16 protein-coding genes are annotated in these 22,565 nt (G+C 63.6%); 5 read left to right on the top strand and 11 right to left on the bottom strand.

Annotated elements, in window-relative coordinates:
• Positions 1-291: 291 nt before the first annotated feature.
• From NFE57_RS15420 to NFE57_RS15395, 6 genes are all read right to left on the bottom strand, one after another.
• Positions 292-657, bottom strand: coding sequence for a type 2 periplasmic-binding domain-containing protein (locus NFE57_RS15420; RefSeq protein ID WP_252136485.1), 366 nt, complete (start codon positions 655-657; stop codon positions 292-294).
• Between the two features lie 113 nt (positions 658-770).
• On the bottom strand, positions 771-1,667 hold the full coding sequence (locus NFE57_RS15415) for an ROK family protein (RefSeq protein ID WP_252136484.1): 897 nt from the start codon (positions 1,665-1,667) through the stop codon (positions 771-773).
• A 43-nt stretch (positions 1,668-1,710) separates the two neighbouring features.
• A complete protein-coding gene (locus NFE57_RS15410; protein ID WP_252136483.1) occupies positions 1,711-3,270 on the bottom strand; it encodes an alkaline phosphatase D family protein in 1,560 nt (519 codons plus the stop codon).
• Positions 3,271-3,289: 19 nt separating this feature from the next.
• Positions 3,290-4,744, bottom strand: coding sequence for a mannitol dehydrogenase family protein (locus NFE57_RS15405; RefSeq protein WP_252136482.1), 1,455 nt, complete (start codon positions 4,742-4,744; stop codon positions 3,290-3,292).
• Between the two features lies 1 nt (position 4,745).
• Positions 4,746-5,516 carry an L-iditol 2-dehydrogenase gene (locus NFE57_RS15400; RefSeq protein WP_252136481.1) on the bottom strand — a complete coding sequence of 257 codons (771 nt, stop codon included), beginning with the start codon at positions 5,514-5,516 and terminating at the stop codon, positions 4,746-4,748.
• A 31-nt stretch (positions 5,517-5,547) separates the two neighbouring features.
• A complete protein-coding gene (locus NFE57_RS15395) occupies positions 5,548-6,921 on the bottom strand; it encodes an FAD-dependent oxidoreductase (RefSeq protein ID WP_252136480.1) in 1,374 nt (457 codons plus the stop codon).
• Between the two features lie 406 nt (positions 6,922-7,327).
• Between NFE57_RS15395 and NFE57_RS15390 the strand changes: the two genes are divergently transcribed.
• Positions 7,328-8,386, top strand: a complete 1,059-nt coding sequence (locus NFE57_RS15390; RefSeq protein WP_252136479.1) for a LacI family DNA-binding transcriptional regulator — start codon at positions 7,328-7,330, stop codon at positions 8,384-8,386.
• Between the two features lie 146 nt (positions 8,387-8,532).
• Here NFE57_RS15390 and NFE57_RS15385 read toward each other — a convergent pair whose 3' ends face one another.
• Both NFE57_RS15385 and NFE57_RS15380 read right to left on the bottom strand, forming a co-directional pair.
• A complete protein-coding gene (locus tag NFE57_RS15385) occupies positions 8,533-9,840 on the bottom strand; it encodes an MFS transporter (RefSeq protein WP_252136478.1) in 1,308 nt (435 codons plus the stop codon).
• 569 nt (positions 9,841-10,409) lie between these two features.
• Entirely contained in the window at positions 10,410-10,631 is a 222-nt protein-coding gene (locus tag NFE57_RS15380; protein WP_252136477.1) for a hypothetical protein, read from the bottom strand.
• Here NFE57_RS15380 and NFE57_RS15375 point away from each other — a divergent pair.
• The 4 genes from NFE57_RS15375 (at position 10,630) to acpA (ending at position 18,262) form a co-directional block, all read left to right on the top strand.
• A complete protein-coding gene (locus NFE57_RS15375; protein ID WP_252136476.1) occupies positions 10,630-13,305 on the top strand; it encodes a TonB-dependent receptor domain-containing protein in 2,676 nt (891 codons plus the stop codon). The genes NFE57_RS15380 and NFE57_RS15375 overlap by 2 nt on opposite strands.
• Positions 13,306-13,374: 69 nt before the next feature.
• Positions 13,375-14,961, top strand: coding sequence for an amidohydrolase (locus NFE57_RS15370; protein WP_252136475.1), 1,587 nt, complete (start codon positions 13,375-13,377; stop codon positions 14,959-14,961).
• Between the two features lie 142 nt (positions 14,962-15,103).
• Positions 15,104-16,549, top strand: coding sequence for an alkaline phosphatase family protein (locus tag NFE57_RS15365; RefSeq protein WP_252136474.1), 1,446 nt, complete (start codon positions 15,104-15,106; stop codon positions 16,547-16,549).
• Positions 16,550-16,603: 54 nt separating this feature from the next.
• The gene (acpA, locus tag NFE57_RS15360) at positions 16,604-18,262 is read left to right on the top strand and encodes an acid phosphatase (RefSeq protein ID WP_252136473.1); all 1,659 of its coding nucleotides are present in this window, start codon (positions 16,604-16,606) and stop codon (positions 18,260-18,262) included.
• Positions 18,263-18,334: 72 nt separating this feature from the next.
• Here the strand turns inward: acpA and NFE57_RS15355 are convergent, their stop codons facing one another.
• From NFE57_RS15355 to NFE57_RS15345, 3 genes are all read right to left on the bottom strand, one after another.
• Positions 18,335-19,918: an SMP-30/gluconolactonase/LRE family protein gene (locus NFE57_RS15355; protein ID WP_252136472.1), complete on the bottom strand. Its 1,584-nt coding sequence runs from the start codon at positions 19,916-19,918 to the stop codon at positions 18,335-18,337.
• A 124-nt stretch (positions 19,919-20,042) separates the two neighbouring features.
• The gene (locus NFE57_RS15350) at positions 20,043-21,755 is read right to left on the bottom strand and encodes a GMC family oxidoreductase (protein WP_252136471.1); all 1,713 of its coding nucleotides are present in this window, start codon (positions 21,753-21,755) and stop codon (positions 20,043-20,045) included.
• On the bottom strand, positions 21,755-22,513 hold the full coding sequence (locus NFE57_RS15345) for an SDR family NAD(P)-dependent oxidoreductase (protein WP_252136470.1): 759 nt from the start codon (positions 22,511-22,513) through the stop codon (positions 21,755-21,757). The genes NFE57_RS15350 and NFE57_RS15345 overlap by 1 nt, the downstream gene beginning before the upstream one ends.
• Positions 22,514-22,565 lie beyond the last annotated feature (52 nt).

Here is a 22,565-nt window from a genome sequence, read left to right as displayed (position 1 = left end):
GCGGCAACTCAGCCCTTCGTCAATCGCCGCCAGAAGCCGCGTGCGCAAATCCATCGACAGTGCGTGACCCATCCATGCCAGCCTCCTTCACCAGCAAGGATGATGAATCAGAAATCGGCCACCAGAGAAATCCCCTTCGATTCAATGCGGTCGAAAAACGCTCTAGGGTGTCGATGAGGACAAGCCCGCCAGCAGCGGCGCGTAGGTGCTGAGCCTGCGAGCGATGAACTCGGTAAAGAGCCGCACGCGCCTTGTCTTGCGTGTTCCCCCCTGGGTGAGCAGCCAGAGGGTTCAGTATAAGTGCAGGTCGGTGCCCCGCACCCGCGCCAGCAGCGGGTCGGCATCCGCGACGAAACATGGCAGCGTCGTGATGCCGAGTCCCTGTTGCACCGCGACGATCTGCGCCTGGGCATCGGTGACCCTGAACGGAACGCCAGCGGTGCGGACCTCACCCTCGTGGGCCCAGTCCGGTTTGCCATGGCGGCTGATGACGATCCACCGGACAGGATCGGGCGCGCTCGTATGCCACGCGGCGAGCCGATCACGGGACATATAGACGTTTCCGAACAGCTCCGGTCCCTTCAGACCGTGAAGGTTGAGCGGCAAAGTCTTGCGATCGTACACGACGCGGATCGCGACGTCGGCCTCGCGGTTCATCAGATTAGCGAGATCGCCGGATGATTAAATTTCCATCTCGATGTCCGGGTGAAGGCGCGAGAATTCGGCGAAGTCCGGCATGAGCAGATGTGTCGCGAGGGTCGGTGCCAACGTTATCCGCGCGCGTCCACAGCCTGAAGGCCCATCGCGAGCGCTCCCAGTGGGCCAGCCATTGCCGCCAGCCCAGGTGGACCCAAGCGACGGTCGAGTTGGTCGGCGTAGAGCGCAAGCGATCCGTAGGCGCCGATGCTCGCGACGAGTGCTGAGCGTAACTTCGGAAACAGCCGTTCGCGAGAAGCTATGACGCCACCACCGATCGCGATCCGTTCGGGGGCCGCGGTGACGACCAAATTATGCAACAGCCCGGTTAGATCGTGGACGAACAAATCCCATTCGCTACCGTCGTCTGCAAGCTCACGCCCTGGCCGGCCGAACCGCCTGGCGATCGCGGGTCCCGAGACCAGGCCCTCGACACAATCGCCATGAAACGGGCACGTCCCTGCGAAGTCATCTCCCGGGGCTCGGCGCACATGCATATGGCCCGCTTCGCCATGCGCCGCGCCCTGCACCGGCCGGCCGCCCGAAATCAGCCCGACGCCTACCCCCGTGCCGATCGTGATGTAGCAATGACTCGCCAGCCCCTGCGCGGCGCCCCAATGCTGCTCGGCGAGTGCCGCGCCGATCACGTCGGTCTGGATGGCCAAGGGCTTGTCGTAGCGCGTCATGAACCGGCGTGTGAGGTCGGTCCCGGTCCAGCCGGGTTTGGGCGTCGCGCTGATGGAGCCAAAGCGGGGGCTGTGCGGATCGAGATCGAGCGGACCGAACGACGCGACGCCGATCGCATCAAAGCGCCAGCCGTCGAGCACTTGCTCCAGCGCTGCCAATGTCGTCATCGGATCGGTGGTCGGCACCGTTTCAAAAGCCCGGACATCGTCGGGCCCCGTGCCCAGAATGGCCACGCATTTCGTACCCCCCAGTTCGAGACCGGCAATCAACGGAGAACGTACCATGTACCCCTCTGGTCTGTCGTGACGATAAAACTTTGGGCGGCAATCAGAGCCTGATAGCCTCCGGCCTGCCGGGTTCCACAAGGTAGCGCGCCAGCGTGCTGGCGTTGCCGCCCGGCGTGAACACCTGATCGACGACGCGGAGATCGACGGTGCAGGCCTTCGGGGCGACATCGAACAGCAGATAGCCCCGCTGGTCGTGGATCATCGAGATGTGCGGGTTGGTCGCCTTGCGTGGATCGGGGCCGATGGGGCGCCCGTTGCTGCTGCTCGAACTGATCGAGGTCGCGTGGAACTCCGGCGCGACCGGCGGGCTTTCGAGATCGCCGCGCCGCGACGGCACGTTGCCGATGAAGAACATATGGCTGTCGCCCCCGGTGATGACGACGTTCTTGCCGCGCTCGCCGATCATCCTGACCAGCCGTTCGCGCGCGTCGGGATAGCCCGTCCAGTTGTCGTAGCCGTTCGAGGGCACTTTCTGCAACGAACGGTCGAAAGGCATGACGAGGCCGCCCAGCCCCAGCAGGTTCCAGTCGAAGGCGGCGGTCAGGCCGTCGCCGAGCCAGCGTTCCTGCGCATCGCCCAGCATCGTATCCGGCGCCTCGCGCGTGTCGACGCAATTGCCGTCGCCCGGCTTCTCGCACAGGCGGATGCTGCGATAGCTGCGCTTGTCGAGGACATGAAGGCGCATCAGCCGGCCGAAATCGAGCCGCCGATACGTCTGCGGTGCGCCGTGATAGGGGAATTGGCGCATCCGCACGGGACTATGTTCGTACCATGCCTGCATCGCCGCGGCCCGGCGCAGCAGGAAGATTTCAGGCGGCGTGCTGCTCGCATCCAGTTCGCCCGACCAATCGTTTTCGACCTCGTGATCGTCGAACGACGACACGAACGCCGCGGCGGCATGCGCGGCCCTCAGATCGGGATCGATCTTGTAGAGCGCGTAACGCCGCCGATAATCGTCGAGGCTGTAGATTTCGTCGCTGTCATGGTGGCGGACGACGGGCGCCTTGGTGGCCGCCGCCGCGCTGGCGGGCTTCCCCTCGTAGATATAATCGCCGTAATGATAGACGGCGTCGAGATCGGCTTCGCGGCTGATGTGGCGCCACGCGGTAAAGAGCCCGCGTTCGTAATGCTGGCAGCCCGCGACCGCGATGCGCAGCCGATCGAGTGCTGCGCCGGCGGCGGGCGCGGTGCGCACCGTGCCGGTGTCGCTGCGAATCCCGTCGACGACGAAGCGATACCAATAGCGGCGATGGCTGCTGAGGCCCGCGACCTCGACATGAACCGAATGCGCCAGTTCGGGCCGGGCGAGCGCCTTGCCCGCGCGCACGATTCTGCGGAAGGCGTCGTCCTCGGCCACTTCCCAGTCGACCTGGACCGCGGTGGCAGCCATGCCGCCGTGGGGTTCGAGCGGCTTTGGCGCGAGGCGCGTCCAGATCACGAAGCCGTCGGGCGCGGGATCGCCCGAGGCGACCCCCAGCGCAAAGGGATCATCGAGGAATTTGGGTGCGGCCAGCGCCGGCGTGCGCGCCAGCGCGGCGAACAGCGCCGCGTGCCCCCCGGCGCGAAGGAGAGTACGGCGGTCGAACGCAAATCGGGTCATCCTGCGGTCCTCGCTCTGGTCATGAATGGGGTGCTCGCACGGGCCGGTCTGCGACGTAGCGCGACAGGGCCGCGTCCACCCCCTGGCTCCAGACGAGATCCAGCGCTTCCGCAAAGGCCGCGACGACATCGCGATTGTCCGCGAGATCGCCGTAGATCGCGCGCATGCCGATCCACCGGGCGGGGTTCTGCTTCGCCTCGCGCGCCGTGGCCGTCAGCGCCTCCCAGTTCGGGTCGTTCGGGGCGATCGTCTGCCCGTGCTCATCGACGCCGTAGCAATAGCGGCACCACAATGCGCTGGCGAGGATCAGCCCCCCCGGCATGACGCCGCTGGCGATGTTGTCGCGGATCGAGGGGATGATAAACTTCGGTTGCCGGTTCGATCCGTCGAAGCACAGGCGCTGTGCGGTGTCGGCGATCTCGGGGTTGGCAAAGCGATCGAGGATCAGCCGCTTGTATTCGTCCAGATCCTGACCCGGAACGGGCGGCACGAACGGCAGGATTTCGTCGGTTTCGATCCTGTCGAGGAATGCGGCGATCGTTTCGTCGGCCATCACCTCATGAACATCGCCGATGCCCTTGATCGCGCCTGGGTAGGCGATGATCGCGTGGCCGCCATTGAGGATACGGATCTTCATCGTTTCAAAAGCGTGGACGTGGGCTGTAAAGGTAACGCCCACCTTCTCGAGCGCCGGGCGTCCCGAGGCGAACTTGTCCTCCAACGCCCATTGGCGGAACGGTTCGCACGTTACGGGCACCGGATCGTCGAGGCCGAACCCGGTCGCTATTGTGCGTTCACGCTGGCCCGTCGCTGGCGCGATCCGATCGACCATGCTGTTCGGGAAGGTTGCGTTGGCATCGATCCACTCGGCAAGATCGGGATCCGACAGGCGGGCAAGCCCGATGGTCGCCGCCCGTGCCGCATCGCCGTTGTCGGGCAGGTTGTCGCACGACAGCACCGTGAAGGGGGCAACCTCCGCATCACGGCGGTTCCTCAATGCGGCAATGATCGCGCCGAAAGCCGTCGCCGGACGATCCGGGGCGGCGCCATCGGCAGCGATCTCGGGTACCGACGGATCGAACCGGCCGGTGGCGGGATCGATGAAATAGCCGCCCTCGGTGACGGTCATCGAAACGATGCGGATTTCGGGCCGCGACATCGCGGCAATTAGCGGCCCGTTCGACGGATCGACGGCGATGAAATCGATCATCGCGCCGACCCGCCGGGCGCGTTTCCCCTCGGGATCGAGTTCGATCACTGTCGACAGGCAATCCTGTGCCTTCAGCGCATCGCGCATCGTTGCGTCGGCCGGGCGGACGCCCGCGCCCAGGATCGCCCAATCGTGGCCTTCGCCGCGGGCGAACAGATCGTCGAGATAAACCGCCATATGCGCGCGATGGAAATTGCCGAGACCGATATGGACGATTCCCGGTGTCAATCGGCTGCGATCATATGGGGGCTGGGCGACGCTCATCTCATGCCATCCAATTGCCGCCGTCGACGCCGTAGGTCTGGGCCACGATGTAATCCGCCTCGGCGCTGGCGAGGAAGATCGCCATGCCGGTCAAATCCGCGGCCCGGGCCATGCGGCCGAGCGGCACCGACGCGCCGACGATGCGCTTCTTCTCGCCCAGCGGACGGTTCTCGAGCCTTGCGAAATGCGCGTCCACGCCTTCCCAATGCGCGCCATCGACAACCCCCGGCGCGATCGCATTTACATTGATGCCATAGCGGATGAGATCCAGCCCTGTGGATTGGGTCATGCTGATCACCGCCGCCTTGGTCGCGCAATAGACGCCGACCAGAGGCTCCCCGCGGCGGCCGGCCTGGCTTGCCATGTTGATGATCTTGCCGCCCCGGCCACGCGCGATCATGTGGCGCGCTGCCGCTTGCAGGCAAAAGAAGGTGCCGCCGGCGTTCACGGCGAAGGCCCGGTCATACTCCGCCCGCGTGACCTCGGCGGTTGGCGCTGCCGTGAAGAGCGCGGCGTTGTTGATCACGATGTCGAGATGCCCGAGCTTGCCGATCGCCTCGGCGAAGCCCGCATCAATCTCGTCCTGTCGGCTCACATCCATCCGGATCGCGAGAGCACCGGGGCCAAGCGCCGCCGCGGCGTTGCGCACGCCGTCGCCGTCGACGTCCGCGAGCGCCACGGTCGCGCCCTCCACGATATAGGCACGGGCGAATTCCAGGCCGAGGCCGCGTGCTGCTCCGGTGATCAGAGCGGTCTTGCCCTCAAGCCTCATGTGACGAACCTTTCCTCCCTTCAGCGGGGGATCAGATTGCCGGGTAGACCGACAATTCGATCGGTGCCTCGGGGTTGATGACGTTGTCGAAATCGACGACCGCACCTTGCTCGATCAACGTCTGCCGCAGATGCTCGAAGTTCATGTCGGACATGCTGTACCCGTGTTGGACGCTCAGCGCGGCGGCCGTTCCGGCGCCCTGGCCCATTGCCATGCAGGTCGCCATGACTCGAACCGAGCCGAATCCAGGGCCGTCCGCGCTGAGACAGCGCCCCGCCGTGACGAGGTTGACGCTGCCTTGCGGTACGAGACAGCGGAAGGGGACGTTATACTCCTGCCGCGGAATGACGAGGCCGTTCTGGTCGTTGCTGTCGCTGGCGTGGATGTCGATGACGTGCGCGCCTTTCGCGATCGTGTCGGGAAACGCCTTCGGAAAGAGGATGTCGTCTCTTTGCAGCTCGTAGAGGCCGACGATATGGTACGATTCGCGCACTCCGGTCTGGATGCCCGATTTCGCCAGCCAGCAATCCCGAAATTCCGGAAATTCGCGGCGCAATATCTCGATGATGAGGTGCAGGTTTTCGCGCAGGCTGCATTCGGTCCGGGTGAACCACGCCGGATCGCTCGCATCGGTCGCCTCGCGGAGCACGTTGATGCTCACCATCCCGTCCTGGAAGAATTTGTTGATCCACGGCCCGCCAAAAATCGGAATCTCGCCTTGTTCGTTGAGGTCGAGCAGGCGGCTGCGGATCACGTCGGATACCGGCAGCATCCCATCGACTGCATCGCGGAAAAGATGGCCGAGCGCGTCGGTATCGACGCCACCCAACTGGAACCACAGCGTTGCCGGTTGCAGGACATCGCCCTTCGTCGTGGGGAAACCCGCCGCCCGCACGAGATCTGCATCGCCGGTGCAATCGACGAATATCTCCGCTGCGTAGGCCACGCGGCCCGCCTTGTTCTGCACGATGACATGGCTCACGCGATCGCCCTCCATCACGCAGTCCGAAAACCAGCTATGGTAGAGAAGCGTCACCCCGCTTTCGAGCAGAAGGCGCTGCGCGGCGAGTTTCATGATTTCGTCGTTGACGGGAAAGTTGCCGCTTTCGAGCGTAATGTCGGCACCGCCAAGCTCGGCCGCTTTCTGCAGGAGTTCGAACGGGATTCCGCCGATATGCTGCTTGCCGAAATGACGGAATTCGCTGATCGGCGTTACCAGCGCGCTCGTCGACATGCCGCCGAGAAAGCCATAGCGCTCGATCAGCAACGTCTTCGCGCCGTTGCGCGCCGCGGCCGCCGCCGCGATCAGGCCCGCCGGCCCGCCACCACAGACGATGACGTCGTAACTGCCGACGACGGACACCTCGCTGCTGGGTAGATGGATCGACGCATTCTGTTTGAACATCGCGGACAGGCTTCTTTTTATGAGCGGAGTTGGGAGGTGAGGAGAAACGATGAATTGCCGTGGCCTGACCTACCTCAACCGGCGACGCAAACCGGCTGGCGGTGCCCGGACGGGCGCCAATGGCAGACAGTGCGCGGCGACGGCATGATCGAACCTTGCTCCCTCCATGCGGCTATCTGCCAATCACGGCCAAGTTAGATAGCGTTAATGTGACTTTGCCATACGCACTCGCGACAGTCAATGAAATTGATAATATATTGATATATAATGTATATTTCTACAATAACCGACATTGTAGATCTTAGGTATATCGTCTACAGATTCGGAAATGAGAATAACGATAATGTGAGTTTGGCGCATACCGTGTCGGGCGCTAGACTCCAACCTCGAAATTGGAGGCGCGGGCATGGCGGGTGTGACCAAGGGGCGGCGTCAGCCCACTCTTCAGGATCTGGCGAAAGCGGTCGGGCTGACGGCCAATACGGTGTCGCGCGCGCTCAACGACAAATCGGGTGTCAGCGCGCCCACCCGTGCGTTGATCAAGGCCGAGGCAGAGCGGCTGGGCTACGTCCCGAACGTCCACGCCCGCTCGCTCGTGCTCGGCTCGCGCAAGACGATCGGGGTGATTGTCAGCAACATTTCCAACCCGTTCTTCTCCGATCTGGTCAGCGAGGTCGAATTGCAGGCGCAACACGCAGGCTACACCGTGCTGCTGCTGCTTTCCTACGAATCGGCGGAGCGGGAGCGCGACGCCATCGACCGAGCGTTGCGATCCGGGCTGGATGGCCTGATTGCGGCGCCCGTACAGGAGCGCTCGACTGCGTGGACGCCGGTGATCAAGGCGGGCATTCCGCTGGTCCTCGTCAGCCGCGAACTGCCCGAACTGGGTGTCGATTTCTATTCCACCGACAATGAGGCGGGCATCCAGCTCACCACCGGTGCCGTTCTGGCGCGCGGGGCAAAGGATGTCGTGCTGCTCGATGAGGACATGCCCTTTTCCACCATCCGGCTTCGCACCGAGGGGTTCCGGCGGTCGCTCGAGCGGCACGGGCTGGTGTTCGACCCGCGCAACAACCTCGCGCTCATCCCGCCGGCGCGCTCGTTTCGCGTTTCCCAGTCATGGCATGCCGATGACGCCTATCGCGTCGCCGGCGACCTGCTCGACCGCGGCCGGCGCCCCGATGCCTTCGTCGTCGGGGACGATTATTATGCGCTCGGCCTGTACCGCGCGCTGCGCGAACGCGGCATAAGAATCCCCGACGACGTGCTGGTGATGGGATGGGGCAACCGCCCGTTCACCCGCTTCATGGAACCGCCGCTTTCCACGTTGCTCCTGCCCTTCGAGGAGGTCGCACGACGTGCCACGCGCCGACTCCTCGACCGGATTCAGGGCGTTGCGGACAACCGGATCGTGACCGACCATATCGTCCCCGAACTCGTCATCCGCGCGTCGAGCACGCGCTGACCCTCAGAGTCTGATTCGACATTCGGTGCCGGCCCGCTCCCCCACCCGGCCACCCAACAGGGTATTCCATGGGTGGCCGGGTGGGGGAGCGGGCCGGCACCGAACTATCCGAAAATCCGCCTTCGGCGGAATTTCGGATCAGACACTCAGGCGATCGCGGCCGCGCGCGCCCTGCTCCGCCCGATCACCACGATCAGGATCACCGCCGACAGCGGGTGCAGGATCGCCAGCCCGGCGAAAAGCGCGATATAGTCGAACTGCGCGAGGATCGACCCCGCCAGCAGGTTGAGCACCAGCGACGTACTGGCGCCGACCGCGCCGAGTATTCCCACCGCGGACGCGTTGACCTTGATCGGAAACAGGCCGGCGAGGAGGACATTGTAGCCCACGAACCAGATCTGGCAGATCGAGACGACGACGGTGATGATCGTGATCGCGATGAACACGCTCGAGGTCATGGTGATGAGCGCACCCAGCGGCATCAGCGCGGCGCTGAAGGCGAAAATGCGAAGCTGGACGCGGATCGGGTCGTGGCCGCGCTCGGTATAGCGATCGACGACGCGGCCGAACACCATGCACAGCACCACGGCGACGATGAACGGGATGCCGCCGACCGCCCCCAACTCGGCGAGCGACAGCCCGGCGCGCTCCTGCAAATAGCCGGGGATCCAGAAAAGATAGAAATACCACACCGGATCGCTGATCATGCGGACCGCGACGATCGACCAGAATCGCTTGTCCTTCAGAAGCGTGCCGACGGCGGCCGGCTCCTCGTCGACGGCTTCGGCTTCGGGCAGGGCGGTGTCGGACAAGGGCGATGCGGCACCCGCCACCGCGGCGGCGGGCGGGGTGCGTTTGGCGTCCGCGAACCACCACACAATCGCGATGGCGATCCCGATCAGCCCGGGAATCACGAACGCGGCCCGCCAACTAAAACTCGTCGCGAGCAGGGCGATCAACGGCGGCGCGAGGATGGCGCCGATATTGCCGGCGGGTGTCGCGATGCTGATCGCCAGCGCCCGGCGCTCGACCGGCACCCAGTTCAAAATCGCGCGCTGGACGACAGGGAATGCCCCAGGTTCCGCAGCCCCCATCAACACTCGGGACGCGACCAAATGCCCGAAGGTGTGGGACAGGCCCGACGCGATGTTCGCAACCGACCAGCCGATCGCGAACAATGTCATGCACACTCGCGTCCCGATCCGATCGATCAGCCGCCCACTCACGATGTACATAACGATGTACGGCAGCATGAACGCGAAGGTCAGCAGCGAATAGGCCTCGTCATCGAACGCCAGCTCCACCTTCATGATCGGCTTGAGAATGGATACTGTCTGGCGATCGAAATAGTTGAGCACCAGCAACGCCATCAACAACCCGATGATGAGCCAGGCCTTGCGCGGCATCTTCGCGGCCGGCGCGGCGCCGGTGTCTGCTGGCGGAGCTTGCGTCATCTGACTGATCCAATCGGTTGAGGTTGGCGTACCGGAGCGTCGAACTTCTGCACGGCGCCGTTTTCCACGAATCGATCGATCCGGGAAGCGCGTCGCCCCCCGACGGGGCGCCGCCGCCGGGGATTTGCCACGGGGCCGCTTGCGCCGGTCGTACGACCGTCATCGCGCTGTCTTGCGAGCGCGATAGGCGAGCGCGAGCGCACCAGGCCGGACGGCGATATCGTGAGCCCTTGCGGCCGCGGCCGGACCGGGCGCGCCGCAGCATCCACATCACGCGTGCCAAAGGTCAAGCGCCCAATCCTCCCATGTAACATTATCGTTATCGTAAATTGCGATAGCGAGTCTGTCTATAGAGGCGTGAAAGCCGTAAATTTTCACATAAATGCAATATTTATCAATATATTATGTGCATATTGACGAATATATCGATATATGGCAGACATACATTAACGATATCTATTACGCCTTGAACACGGCGTGACGCGATAAGGGGCTGAGGGCGGATATCGTCGCAGCCAGGGCGTTGTTCGTGAACAGAATCGATAAAATTATACAATAATCACAATAAATTACTGGGAGGCCATAATGGGATTGAAGGCAAACTTGTTCCTCGCGACGTCGACTGCTTCGATATTGATGGCGGCCGCCACGCCCGCACTTGCCCAACAGGCGCCATCGCCATCAGGCGAAGAGAGCGCGCAGGCGGGCCCGGGAGACGCGATTGTCGTCACCGGCTCCCGCATCGCCCGGCCCGAACTCCAATCGCCCATGCCGGTCAGTGTCACGAACATGGAGCAGGCGGTCGAACTCGGCCGGATCAGCGCCATCGAGGCACTCGAACTGGATCCGGCGCTCGGCACCAGCCAGAACCTCAGCAGTAGCGTCAGGGGATGGGATGCCGGCATCTCGGCGGTCAATCTGCGCGATCTCGGCACCAATCGCAGCCTGACGCTGATCGACGGGCAGCGGCGCGTGTCGGGTTCGGCCCGCTCCTCGGCGGTCGACATCGGCATGATCCCGGTGAGCATGATCGATCGGATCGAGGTGGTGACCGGCGGCGCGGCCGCCATTTACGGCGCGGACGCGGTGACGGGCGCGGTCAACGTCATCACCAAGCGCAATATCGAGGGCCTCCACATTTCCGGGATGAGCGGCATTTCGGAGCAGGGCGACGCCGCGAAATATCTGGTGTCGGTGGCCACCGGCGGCAAATTTGCCGACGGCCGGGGCACCTTCTCGATCGGCGGCGCCTATTCGCAATCCAATCCGTTGATCTACACCGATCGCTTCGATTGGCGAGATTGGCCGACCTATCGGGCCAATCCGGCAAATACCGGCATCGGCGACGGGATTCCCGATCGCGTCTATTCGCCGCATACCCGCCAGATCTATTACGATTACGTCCCGACCTATTGGCTGGGCGGCAAGCGCTACATCGTCGAGAACGGCAATGTTCGCGAAGGCAAGTGCGGCATTGAATATAGCCCGGGGCAGTACGCCGTCTGTGATGGCGGGGATGGCCGGAACCTGAGCGATAATGATCAGTTCCAGGGCGGCCTGAAGTCGTTGGCCCTGATGGGGCGGGTCGATTATCAGGTTACCGACGCCATCGAGTTCGGCACGTATTTTTCCTATGCGCGCCAGAAATATGACGGAACCTACCATTATTGGCGCGACGATAGCCGCACGACCTATTTTTCCAGCGCGGTGCCTGGGGGGCGTGGCGCCAGCGCGATGCTGGACAATCCCTATCTGCCCGATTCGGTTCGCCAGGTGATGCTCGATAACAACCTGACGTCGCTGTATATCGACCGCGCCTACGGCATCTTCCCCATCATCGAAGAAGATCATGACCGGGAGAGTTATACCATCGGCTCGTCGCTTGGCGGGAAGCTGGGCTCCAGGTTCAAATGGGAAGCGTTCTGGCAATATGGCCGCGTGACCGACAATGTCACCGAAGGGAACGTCCCGTGGAAGTCGCATTGGATCGCCGCGCGCGACGCCATCGCCGATCCCGTCACCGGCGAGCCCATCTGCCGCGATGCGGCGGCGCGGGCGCAGGGCTGTGTGCCGTTCGATATCTTCAGCACGACGCCCGTGAACGAGGCGCAGATCAAATGGGCGCTGGCTGATCGGAACGAGCGGCGGGTCAACACGCAGCAGATATTCGGCGCGAATATCAACGGCCCTCTGTTCACACTTCCCTATGGCGATGTCTCGGTCGCCGTGGGTGCCGAGCACCGCAAGGAAACGTTGAAGACCAGGGACGATCCGCTCGCGCTGATCGGTGAACTGGTTTACGGCGGCGGCCCGGCTACGCATCCCGACCTCGATGAATCGTTCACCGTGAGCGAAGCCTATGGCGAGCTTGTCGTTCCGCTTCTCAGCGATCTGCCGTTCGCCCGGCGGCTCGAGGTCGAGGGCGCGTATCGCTATTCGGACTACAGCACCGTCGGCAGCACGCATGCCTGGAAGGCGGGGGCGATGTGGTCGCCGGTCGGCGGGATCAGCTTCCGCGGCGTCCGTTCACGCAGCGTGCGCACGCCCAATTTCGGCGAGCTTTACGAAGCGAAGGTCGAGCGGCTGACCGGCGCCTATACCGATGCCTGCTCGCTGGCGCTGTATTACGCCTCCGAAACGCGGGCGGCGAACTGCAAGGCGCTGGGGATCGACACACCGTTCGAAACGCCCCGGATGGGGCCGGTCGTCGTTACCGGCGGCAACCCCGATCTGAAACCGGAGACCTCGAACAGCCTGACGCTCGGCGTCATCCTGCAGCCGAGCTTCGTGCCGGGTCTCGATGTGACGGTGGATTATTGGGATATCGACATCAAGAATGTCATCACCCAATTCTCTTATGATACGCTCATCCGGCTTTGCGTCGACGCGCCGACGATCGATAATCCCTATTGCGCGCGCGTCACCCGGGATCCGGTCACCGGTCATGCGACGCGGGTCGAATCGAACCAGCTCAACGCCGCCCGGCTCTACGCGCGCGGCATCGATATCGGGCTGGCCTATCATCGCCCGCTGGGCCCCGGCACCCTCAACCTGTCGTTCAAGGGCAGCTACCTGCTCGACAAGGTGACGGAAACCACGCCGGGAATCCCGGAAGGCGACATCAAATATGATGGTGCCTGGGGAAATCCACGGTTCCGGGGCAATTTGCTGACATCATACAAGATCGACAATTTCAACGTCGCGCTCAACACGCGCTTCATCAGTGCGGCAACCTACGAACTGAACACCGATTCGGATGAGGCATTCCCGCATCAGCATATTCCGGCCAAGGTCTATAACGATCTGACGCTGCAATATAGGATTGCGGACAAATATCAGCTCGGCGTCGGTGTGAACAACATCTCCAATACGATGCCGAAGTACCTGCCGGGTATTTTCCGCGATACAACGGTCTACGGCGTTGTCGGCCGCTACTTCTTCACGACGATCAAGATGGATTTCTGATCGAGCCTGGAATCGCAAGCGAGGGGGCGATCACCCTCGCTTGCCGTCCAAACGAGGGGAGCAGAAATCATGGTCCGATCCATCATCGTCATCGCGGGGGTGCTGGCGCTTGCTGTCCCCGCCGCCTCGCAAACCCCGCCGCGTAGCGCGAAGGCCGAGGTGGTCCGCGGTGTCGAGGCGCGCGCGAAGCTGTCGCAGGTCATCAACGACGAACTGTTCAGCTTTGCCGAGATCGGCTTTCAGGAACATGAGACCGAACAATATCTGACTGCCTTGCTTGAGAAGGAAGGCTTCACGGTCGAGCGCAACATAGCGGGACTGCCCACCGGCTGGGCCGCGCGGTGGGCGAACGGCACCGGCGGTCCGGTGATCGCACTGGGCAGCGACATCGACGGCATCCCCAAGGCAAGCCAGACGCCCGGCATCCCGTGGCGCCAACCGATGGTCGATGGTGCGCCGGGCCATGGCGAGGGACACAATAGCGGGCAGGCGATGAACATCGTCGCGGCGCTGGCGGTGAAGGACTGGATGGTCCGCACCCGCACGGCAGGGACGCTGGTGATCTGGCCCGGCGTCGCCGAGGAATTGCTGGGCGGCAAGGCCCGTTTCGTCCGGGCCGGCGTGTTCAAGGATGTCGACGCGGCAATCTTCAGCCATGTCAGCAGCCAACTCGCGACTGCCTGGGGCCAACCCAACGGCACCGGCATGGTCAGCGTCGAATATACGTTCGAGGGCGAAAGCGCGCACGCGGCGGCCGCGCCGTGGCGAGGGCGATCGGCGCTCGACGGGGCGATCGCGATGGCCAATGGATGGGAGATGCGGCGCGAGCATCTGCGCCCCGAGCAGCGCTCACACTATGTCATCAGCGAAGGCGGCGACCAGCCCAATGTGGTGCCCTCCGAAGCGAAAATCTGGTTCTATCTGCGCGAGATGGATTTCACCGCGATCGAAAAGATGCTGACGTCCGCCGACACGGTTGCCGACGGTGCGGCGAAGATGACGAGCACGACGGTCAGCCGACGGATTCTGGGCGCGGCAGCGACGCAGAATTTCAACCGGCCGATGGCTGAGGCCGCCCAGGCCAATATCGTTGCGGTCGGTCTGCCCAAGTGGGACGCCGACGATCAGGCATTCGCGCGCGCGGTGCAGGAAAATGTTGGGGCGACGGTGAAGACCGGACTGCCAACGAAACTGGCAGCGTTCGGCCCACCGCCCAAGGAACCGAAATCGGCCGGATCGGACGATATCGGCGACGTGAGCTGGACCGTGCCCACGATCACCCTCCGCTATCCGGCCAATATCCCGGGGCTCCCCGGGCATAATTGGGCAAACGCCATCGCGATGGCGACGCCGATCGCACACAAGGGCGTGCAGGCGGGCGCCAAGGTGATGGCGATGACGGTCGTCGACCTGCTGACCAAGCCGAAGTTGCTCGCGGAGGCGAAGCGCTATTTCCGCGAGGTGCAGACGAAGGATCAGCATTATGTTTCGATGCTGGCGAAGGACGATACGCCGCCGACATGGCTGAATGCCGAGACCATGGCACGGTACAAGCCCGAGCTCGCGAAGCATTATTACGATCCGCAGCAATACGGGTCGTATCTGGAGCAACTCGGGGTCCAATGGCCGACACTGACGGGCGGGCCGGCGAAATAACGCCGCAATGCCACCCGCTCGCAGGTACCGCGCCCCAACGCCGCCTGCGCCCCGGGTCGTTCATACCCCATCCGCGACAGCCCCTCACCTCTCGAACGCGGCCGGGGCCGATCGAAGCGGATCAGCGAAGGACATAGCGCGGATGCCGAAGACACCCCTGTTCACCCGCCGCCGCCTGCTCACGCACGCCGCGCAAGCCGCATCGGTGGCCGCCGCGGCGACGCTGATGCCCCCCAATGTGCAGAAGCTGATGGCGCAATCGCCCCGGCGCCCCGGCACGCTGAAGGACATCAGGCATGTCGTCCTGCTGATGCAGGAGAATCGGTCGTTCGATCATTATTTCGGGATGTTGTCCGGCGTGCGCGGTTTCGGTGATCCCGATGCACAGATACTGTCCACCGGCAGGAATGTCTTTCATCAGCCCGATGCCGCGAACCCGGACGGCTATCTGCTGCCGTTCCACCTCGACACCTTCTCGACCAATGCCCAGAAACTGCCTTCGACCAGCCATGCGTGGGACGTCCAGCATCAGGCGTGGAACGGCGGCAGGATGGATCAGTGGCTGCCGGCGCACCGCGCCGCCGATGGGACGAATGGCCCCTATACGATGGGCTATTTCAAGCGCGAGGATATCCCGTTCCACTATGCGCTGGCTGAGGCGTTCACGATCTGCGACGCCTATCATTGCTCGGTGATGGGACCGACCTGGCCGAACCGGTTCTATTATATGAGCGGCATGCTCGATCCGGAGGCGGCGAACGGCGGGCCGGTGATCGAGAATATCATGCCGCCCGGCGGATTTCGCTGGAAAACCTACCCCGAACGATTGCAGGACGCCGGCATCGACTGGCGCCTCTATCAATATGGCGACATGGGGAAACGCCCCAACAACATATTCAAATATGTCGCACAGTTCCGGAACGCCGCGACCGGTTCGCAACTGGCGATGCGCGGGTTGCCGGATACCGACGAGGACCGCTTCGCCCATGACGTGCGTCACGATCGCCTGCCCACCGTTTCGTGGCTGATGCCTTCCGCCGTGGGGTGCGAGCATCCCGATTACATGCCCGCCGCCGGTGCCGATTTCATCGCGCGCCGGCTCAACGAACTCGCCGCCAACCCGGATGTCTGGGCCAAGACGGTTTTCATCCTCAACTATGACGAGAATGACGGCCTGTTCGATCATGTCGCGCCGCCCGTGCCCCCGGCCGGAACGCCGCATGAATTTGTGGGCGGCCTGCCGATCGGCGGCGGTTTTCGCGTGCCGTGCATCATCGTATCACCCTGGACGGTCGGTGGCTGGGTATCGAGCCAGCCGTTCGACCACACGTCGATCCTGCAATTTCTGGAACGGATCACCGGTGTGCGCGAACCCAATATCAGCGACTGGCGCCGCGAGACCTTCGGTGATCTCACATCGGTTTTCCGCTTCGATCATGCTGTAAGCAGGCCGCCGGTCTTGCCGGGGACAGACGAGATGCTGGCGCTCGCCCGGAATAACGCGGCGATCCTGCCCGACCCCCTCATTCCGGAATCGAATCAACGGGCTCCCGTGCAGGAACGGGGCGCGCGCAAGCGCATTCAATAAACGTTTCAACGGGAAGCCGGCAGGCGCGCTGCGCTCCGAGACGAGGAAGACGACATGAGCGAAAATCCGCCGGGTTCGGACGCCCCTCTTTCACCCGAGCGCCGCCTGCTCCTCGGCGGCCTCGCCGCTACCGCCGGCGCGGCGCTGACTCCTGCGACCGTGAGCGCGGCACCCGCGCGCACGCGCGACAGGCGTACCGTCGATGATGCGACATTGCGCGCCCACATCGACACCGTGGTCGTGATCTATGCGGAGAACCGCAGCTTCAACAATCTGTTCGGCGATTTTCCCGGGGTCGAGCAACCGCTCTCCAGCGTTTCTCCCGAGCGTGCGCTCCAGCGCGACCGCGATGGCAGCGTGCTCGAACGGCTGCCGCCGATCTGGGAAGGGCTGGTGCCGCACCGGCAGGTCGTCGAGCATCGCGACTATCTGATCGACGAGAAGGGGATCGCGCCGCTGGCCAACGCGCCGTTCGCGCTCAGCACGCCGGAAGGCGATCCACTGCCGCACGGCATCATCACTCGTGATCTGATCCACGCTTTCTACAACAACCAGTTGCAGATCAACGGCGGGCGCAACGACGGCTTCGTCGCCTGGGGTGACAGCGGCGCGCTGGTGATGGGGCATTATGGCGACAATGCCGCCAACCTGCGGTTGTGGCAGATCGCCCGTGACTTCACCTTGTGCGACAATTTCTTCATGGGCGCATTCGGTGGCTCGTATCTCAACCACCAATATCTGATCGCCGCACGGCCGCCGTTCTATCCGAACGCGGACACGAGCCCAGCCAAGGGACGCATCACAGTGCTCGAAGGTGACGATCCGCATGGCATCCGCCCAAAACAGACCGCGCAATCGCCGGCCAGCGCACTCGATGGGCCGGTGCGGCTGGTGCCCAATTCGATCACCCCGGATTTCTGGGCGGTCAACACCATGATGCCGCCTTATGCGCCGACCTACGATCTCGATCCTAAAAGACCGGGTTATGCCGACTGGTCGGACTCACGCACGCTGGTGCCGCAGCATCACGCGACGATCGGCGACATGCTGTCGCAGCGCGGGGTGGACTGGGCGTGGTATGCCGGCGGCTGGGACGCGGCGCTGGCTGGCCATGCCAACGATGCCCAATTTCCCTCGCGGCCCAATTTCCAGCCGCACCACCAGCCGTTCAACTATTTTGCCCAATTCGCCCCGGGCACATCAGCGCGCGAACGGCATCTGCGCGACGGCGGCCTGGGAGAAACCGCGCGGACCAACAAGTTTATCGCCGATGTCGAGGCAGGCAAACTGCCCCCGGTTACGTTTTACAAGCCGCAGGGCAACCTCAACATGCACGCCGGCTATTCGGACGTCGATGCCGGCGACCGCCACATCGCCGGCGTGGTCGACGCGCTGAAGAAGAGCCCGCAATGGGGCAAAATGCTGGTGATCGTCACTTTTGACGAGAATGGCGGCTGGTGGGATCATGTCGCGCCGCCTCCAGGCGACCGCTGGGGCCCTGGCACACGCATTCCCGCGATTATCGTCTCTCCGCACGCACGTCACGGCGAGGTCGACCACACGATCTACGACACCGGTTCGATCGCGCGTTTCATCACGCGGCGCTTCGGGCTGAAGAAGCTACCGGGACTGGTCGAACGCGAGCGGGCGATGATCGCGGCCGGCGGCCCATCGCCCGGCGACCTTACAGACGCGCTCGCTTTCAACGGATAATCATCAACGTCCGGGCCCATAGCTGTCTTCACGGCGCTGATCGCGCCATACGGCTGGCGGCGCTTTCCGCATTCACAACTCGCAAACCAAGACACTGCCGGAGAGGGGCGCCTTCTGGAGTTGCCCCAGGCTGAGCCGCACCGCGGCTGAAGTCACAATGAGGCTTTTTCCGTCCGTGGCGAAGCGGAGACCCGAGGGCCGGGGAACCGGAAGCGAGATACGATCAAGGATCTCTCCATGGGGCGTCAGTTCGATGAGTTCCCATCCGTCCCACATCGCTGTCCAGAGATTTCCTGTCGGGGACATCGCGAGCCCCGCCGGACGCGAGCCATCCGAAGGGAATTGGTGCAGCACGTCGAAATCGCCGAATTGCCCGCGATCTTCGTCATAATGATAGACGCGCAACTGCCGCATCGCCGAATCGATGATGTACACATGGCTGCCATCGCCGGACCAGACGACGCCGTTGGGCAGGCCGAGGCCCGAAAGCTCGGCGGCGACCGAACCATCGGGGTTGATATTCAACAGGCGACCGTGGGCGCCATCCAGCGACGGATCGGTATAGCCGAGCCAGAGGCGCCCGCGGCGATCGATCGCACCGTCGTTGAAGCGATAGCCGAAATGTACCCCTTCGACATTGATCCGACTGCCGAGAACATTGGTTGCCGGATCGAAAATGGCGATCGAGTCGGAGAAAGCCGCCACCAACCTCCCGTCCAAATTGGGCACGAGCGCACCGATCACATCGGGCATCGGGAAGGATTCCGTGCTGCCATCGCTTGCGAGCCGCAGGATCGCGGGGGCCAGGATATCGATCCAGTAGAGCGTCCCGGCATCGCCGACCCACAGCGGTGAATCGCCGATCAGATTGGCCTGACGACTGACCGGCCTGATCACCGCGCTGCGGCCCTTGGCCCCGGGTTCGTTCGGCGCAATGGCGAACGGATAGCCGCCGGCGGCGCGCGACGTGTTCCTGGCGGCCTCGAGCACATGCGGCGCAAATGCGTGGAGTTGCTCGTCCGAGAGCAAGTGCATCGGCCCCGTCACCACGATCGCGGCGACAGGCTCGCTTCGCTCATCAAAGACCGGTGCCGCCACCGATCGCTGTCCCGTCGCGGCATCCATGCTGCCAAGCGCATAATAACGTGCCTTGGTCAGCGCCTCCTCGGGATCGGGCTCCCACAGGCCGTCATGCAGGAAAGCGGTAACCGCCCGCCCCGGGGCCGAATTGCGCAGCGGCTCCATCGAGCCGACATCGAGCACCCGCACGCGGTCACCCGGATGCGCAGCCTCGACGCAGATCATGCGATCCCCGTTGCGCGTCATCAAACGCGCGGTGAACCCTGTCGCCTGAACCAGACGCTCGAGTTCGGGGGCAGCGGCGCCGCGAATATCGAACTGGTTCCACACCGAATGCGCAAGCTCGAGGAACACCGGCCCCAGCCGTAACCGCTGGGGGACGGAATCGGCTTGCAGGAATTCCTCTTCGACCAGCGCCGAAACCAAGCGGTGTACCGTCGGCTTTTTCAAATCGAGGCGAGTCACCAATTCGGCGACCGTAATATCCCCACCCGCTTGCCCGACGGCGCGCAGGACCGCCAAGCTCCGGCGAACCGCATTCGCCCCGGCTGTCTGCTTTTCGTCCGACGTACGCATCGAGGTCACTTAATCCAACGTCCGCAGCAATGCCATCGCGCAGGTTGAGTTCGCATGGGGTAGCACCACCGTCGCCCAGCCTCCCTCGGCTCAGGCCGTGGCTCAAGGTCGGGCTGGTGCGCGCCTAACCCGCGTCCGTATGGCGGATCGAATCGGCCATGCGCTCGGCGATCATGATAACGGGGATGTTCAAATTGGCGCGCGGGATCGTGGGCATGACCGACGCATCGACGACGCGTAGCCCGGACACACCGTGTACGCGCCCATCCTCCGGGCTTGTTACCGCGTACCGGTCGACCGTGCGCCCCATGCGGCATGTCCCGCAAGGGTGCCATTGGCCGAACACCCCCGCGCGGACAAACGCTTCGATCGCAGCACGGTCGCGAACCAGATCGCCGAGGGTTTGACGCCCGCCGACGAAGGTTCTGACGAAGGGCGACCGGAGAGCGGGAATCGCGTCGAGCAGCAGTGCGATCGGTGCCGTCATCAGATAATTGGCCAGGTTCCGCTGCCCCAGCAGCTTCGCCCAGCCGCTATAGCTCGAGGGCGAGGGTGTCACGACGTGATCCGACATCTCGGGCGAGCCCGCGATCGTCGCCATCGTTAACGTCGATGCGACGAGACGTTCAAGGTCGCGAGGATCGGAGAACCAGTTGAAATTCGCGATCGGCCCTGTCGATACGTCGGGGCTCTCGATATCGACGAAACCGCGCGAGTAGGGCTTGTTGATCCAGTACAGCAACGTCCCGATCTGGTCGCCAAGGGGGTGCCAGGCCGATTTGGCCGCAACCATGAGAAACATATCGGCGGGGTCGCAGCCCTCTGCCAGCGACGAATACCGCATCCCGATATGGCTATGCCGCCTGGTCTTGTTACCGAGCCGCGCGTGAGGCTTGATGAACGCCGACAAGGAAATCCCCGGATGTTCCTGCAAATTCTGCCCAACGCCGGGCAGGTCCGCCAAAATATCGATCCCCAGTCCATGCAGCCGGGGCGCAGCACCGATGCCGGCACGCATCAGGATCGCCGGCGACTGCAAGGCGCCCGCACACAATATTATTTCGCGCGCTCTGATCTCGGTCGCGCTGTCGCCTTTGCCGATCGTCACGCCAAGCACGGAGCGGTCCCCGCGGATCAGCCCCGATATTTCGGTGTTCGGCATGATCCTCAAATTGGGGCGACGGCGAACCTCTGCCGTCAGATATCCCCGCGCGGTCGAGACGCGATGGCAACCGTCGTTCGACAGCGTAAGCGGAAACACCCCGTCCTCGAACGACCCGTTCTGATCGTCGATTGCCCGAAAGCCCTGTGCCAGCAAGGCGCGCTCGGCGGCCAGCGTGAATTCCGGCCATTGCGCACGCGGAATTCGATAAATCGGGATCGGCCCGTCCGATCCGTGCAGCGGCCCGACGAAATCCAGATCGCGCTCCAGTTTGCGGAAATACGGGAGAACCCCCTCCCAATCCCAGCCGGTCGCACCGCTTTCTGACCATTCGTCATAATCGTCGGGCGTCCCGCGATTGGCAGCCTGTCCATTGATGCTCGATCCCCCCCCGACAATCCGGGGTTGATCGTACCGTTTGGGCTGCGGCCACGACGAGGAATCGTTGCCGCTGAGCGGTAGCGTCCGCCCCCGGATCGTCGCCCAATGGTTCGCCGGATCGAACGCGACAATACCGGGGTACATGTCGAGGAAATCGGCAGGCTCCTGCCCCGGCGCCAGATCGCGCCCTGCTTCGATCAGCAGGATTTTCAGTCGGGGATTTTCCGACAAGCGGCTTGCAAGCACGCTGCCCGCGCTCCCCGCACCGACAATGATATAATCGATATCGGTCATCATCCGATCCAGAACCCGCCGTTTACGTCGAGCGTCGCGCCGGTGAGGTAACCGGCGTCTTCGGATGCCAGAAAGGCGACAGCGCGTCCGATTTCAGAAGGCTCGGCGAGCCGGCCAAGCGGTATCTCCTGCACCACCGCCGCCCGCACGTCTGGTGGCAGGTGCGTCCGGATAAGGTCGGTCTCGACCACGCCGGGGGCAATCGCATTCACGGTGACCCCGGTTTTGGCCATCTGCCGCGCCAGCGTACGCGCGAACCCGAGCATGCCGCCTTTGGTCGTGCCGTAATGAATACCGCCGTTCATCGCCCCTCGATGCGCGACGACGGAGGAGACGCAGACGATCCGGCCATAGGATTGCGCGATCATCCCCGGAAGCACCGCCTTGGAGAACAGGAAGGCGCTCTTGAGGTTGACCGCTATCAGCCGGTCCCAATCCTCCTCCTCCAGATCGAGGATCGATACCGCCTGGTCCATGCCAGCATTGTTGATCAGGATGTCGACCTTGCCGAAGGCCGCGAGCGCCTTGCCGACGACCGCCGCGACATCCGCGGATGACGAGGCATCACCCGGTGTCGCGATCGCGCCGTTTCCGATTTCCGCCGCCTTGCGCACAGCACGCGCGGCGTCGATATCGTTGACAACGACGTTGGCACCTCGCGCGCCAAATTCGCTCGCGATCGCACCGCCGATGCCATTACCGCCACCGGTGACGATCACCGTCCGACCCTGAAAATTCTGATTCAACTGAACTGACATGATGGTAGCTATCCTCATCTGGACGCGGCTGGTGACAGGCGGCGACGGTTGA

Origin of the sequence: Hephaestia sp. MAHUQ-44 (assembly GCF_023806085.1) — a bacterium.
Classification (GTDB): Bacteria; Pseudomonadota; Alphaproteobacteria; order Sphingomonadales; family Sphingomonadaceae; genus Sphingomonas.
Note: the sequence above shows the minus strand (reverse complement) of the source record. Positions and strands in the feature narration are given on the sequence as shown.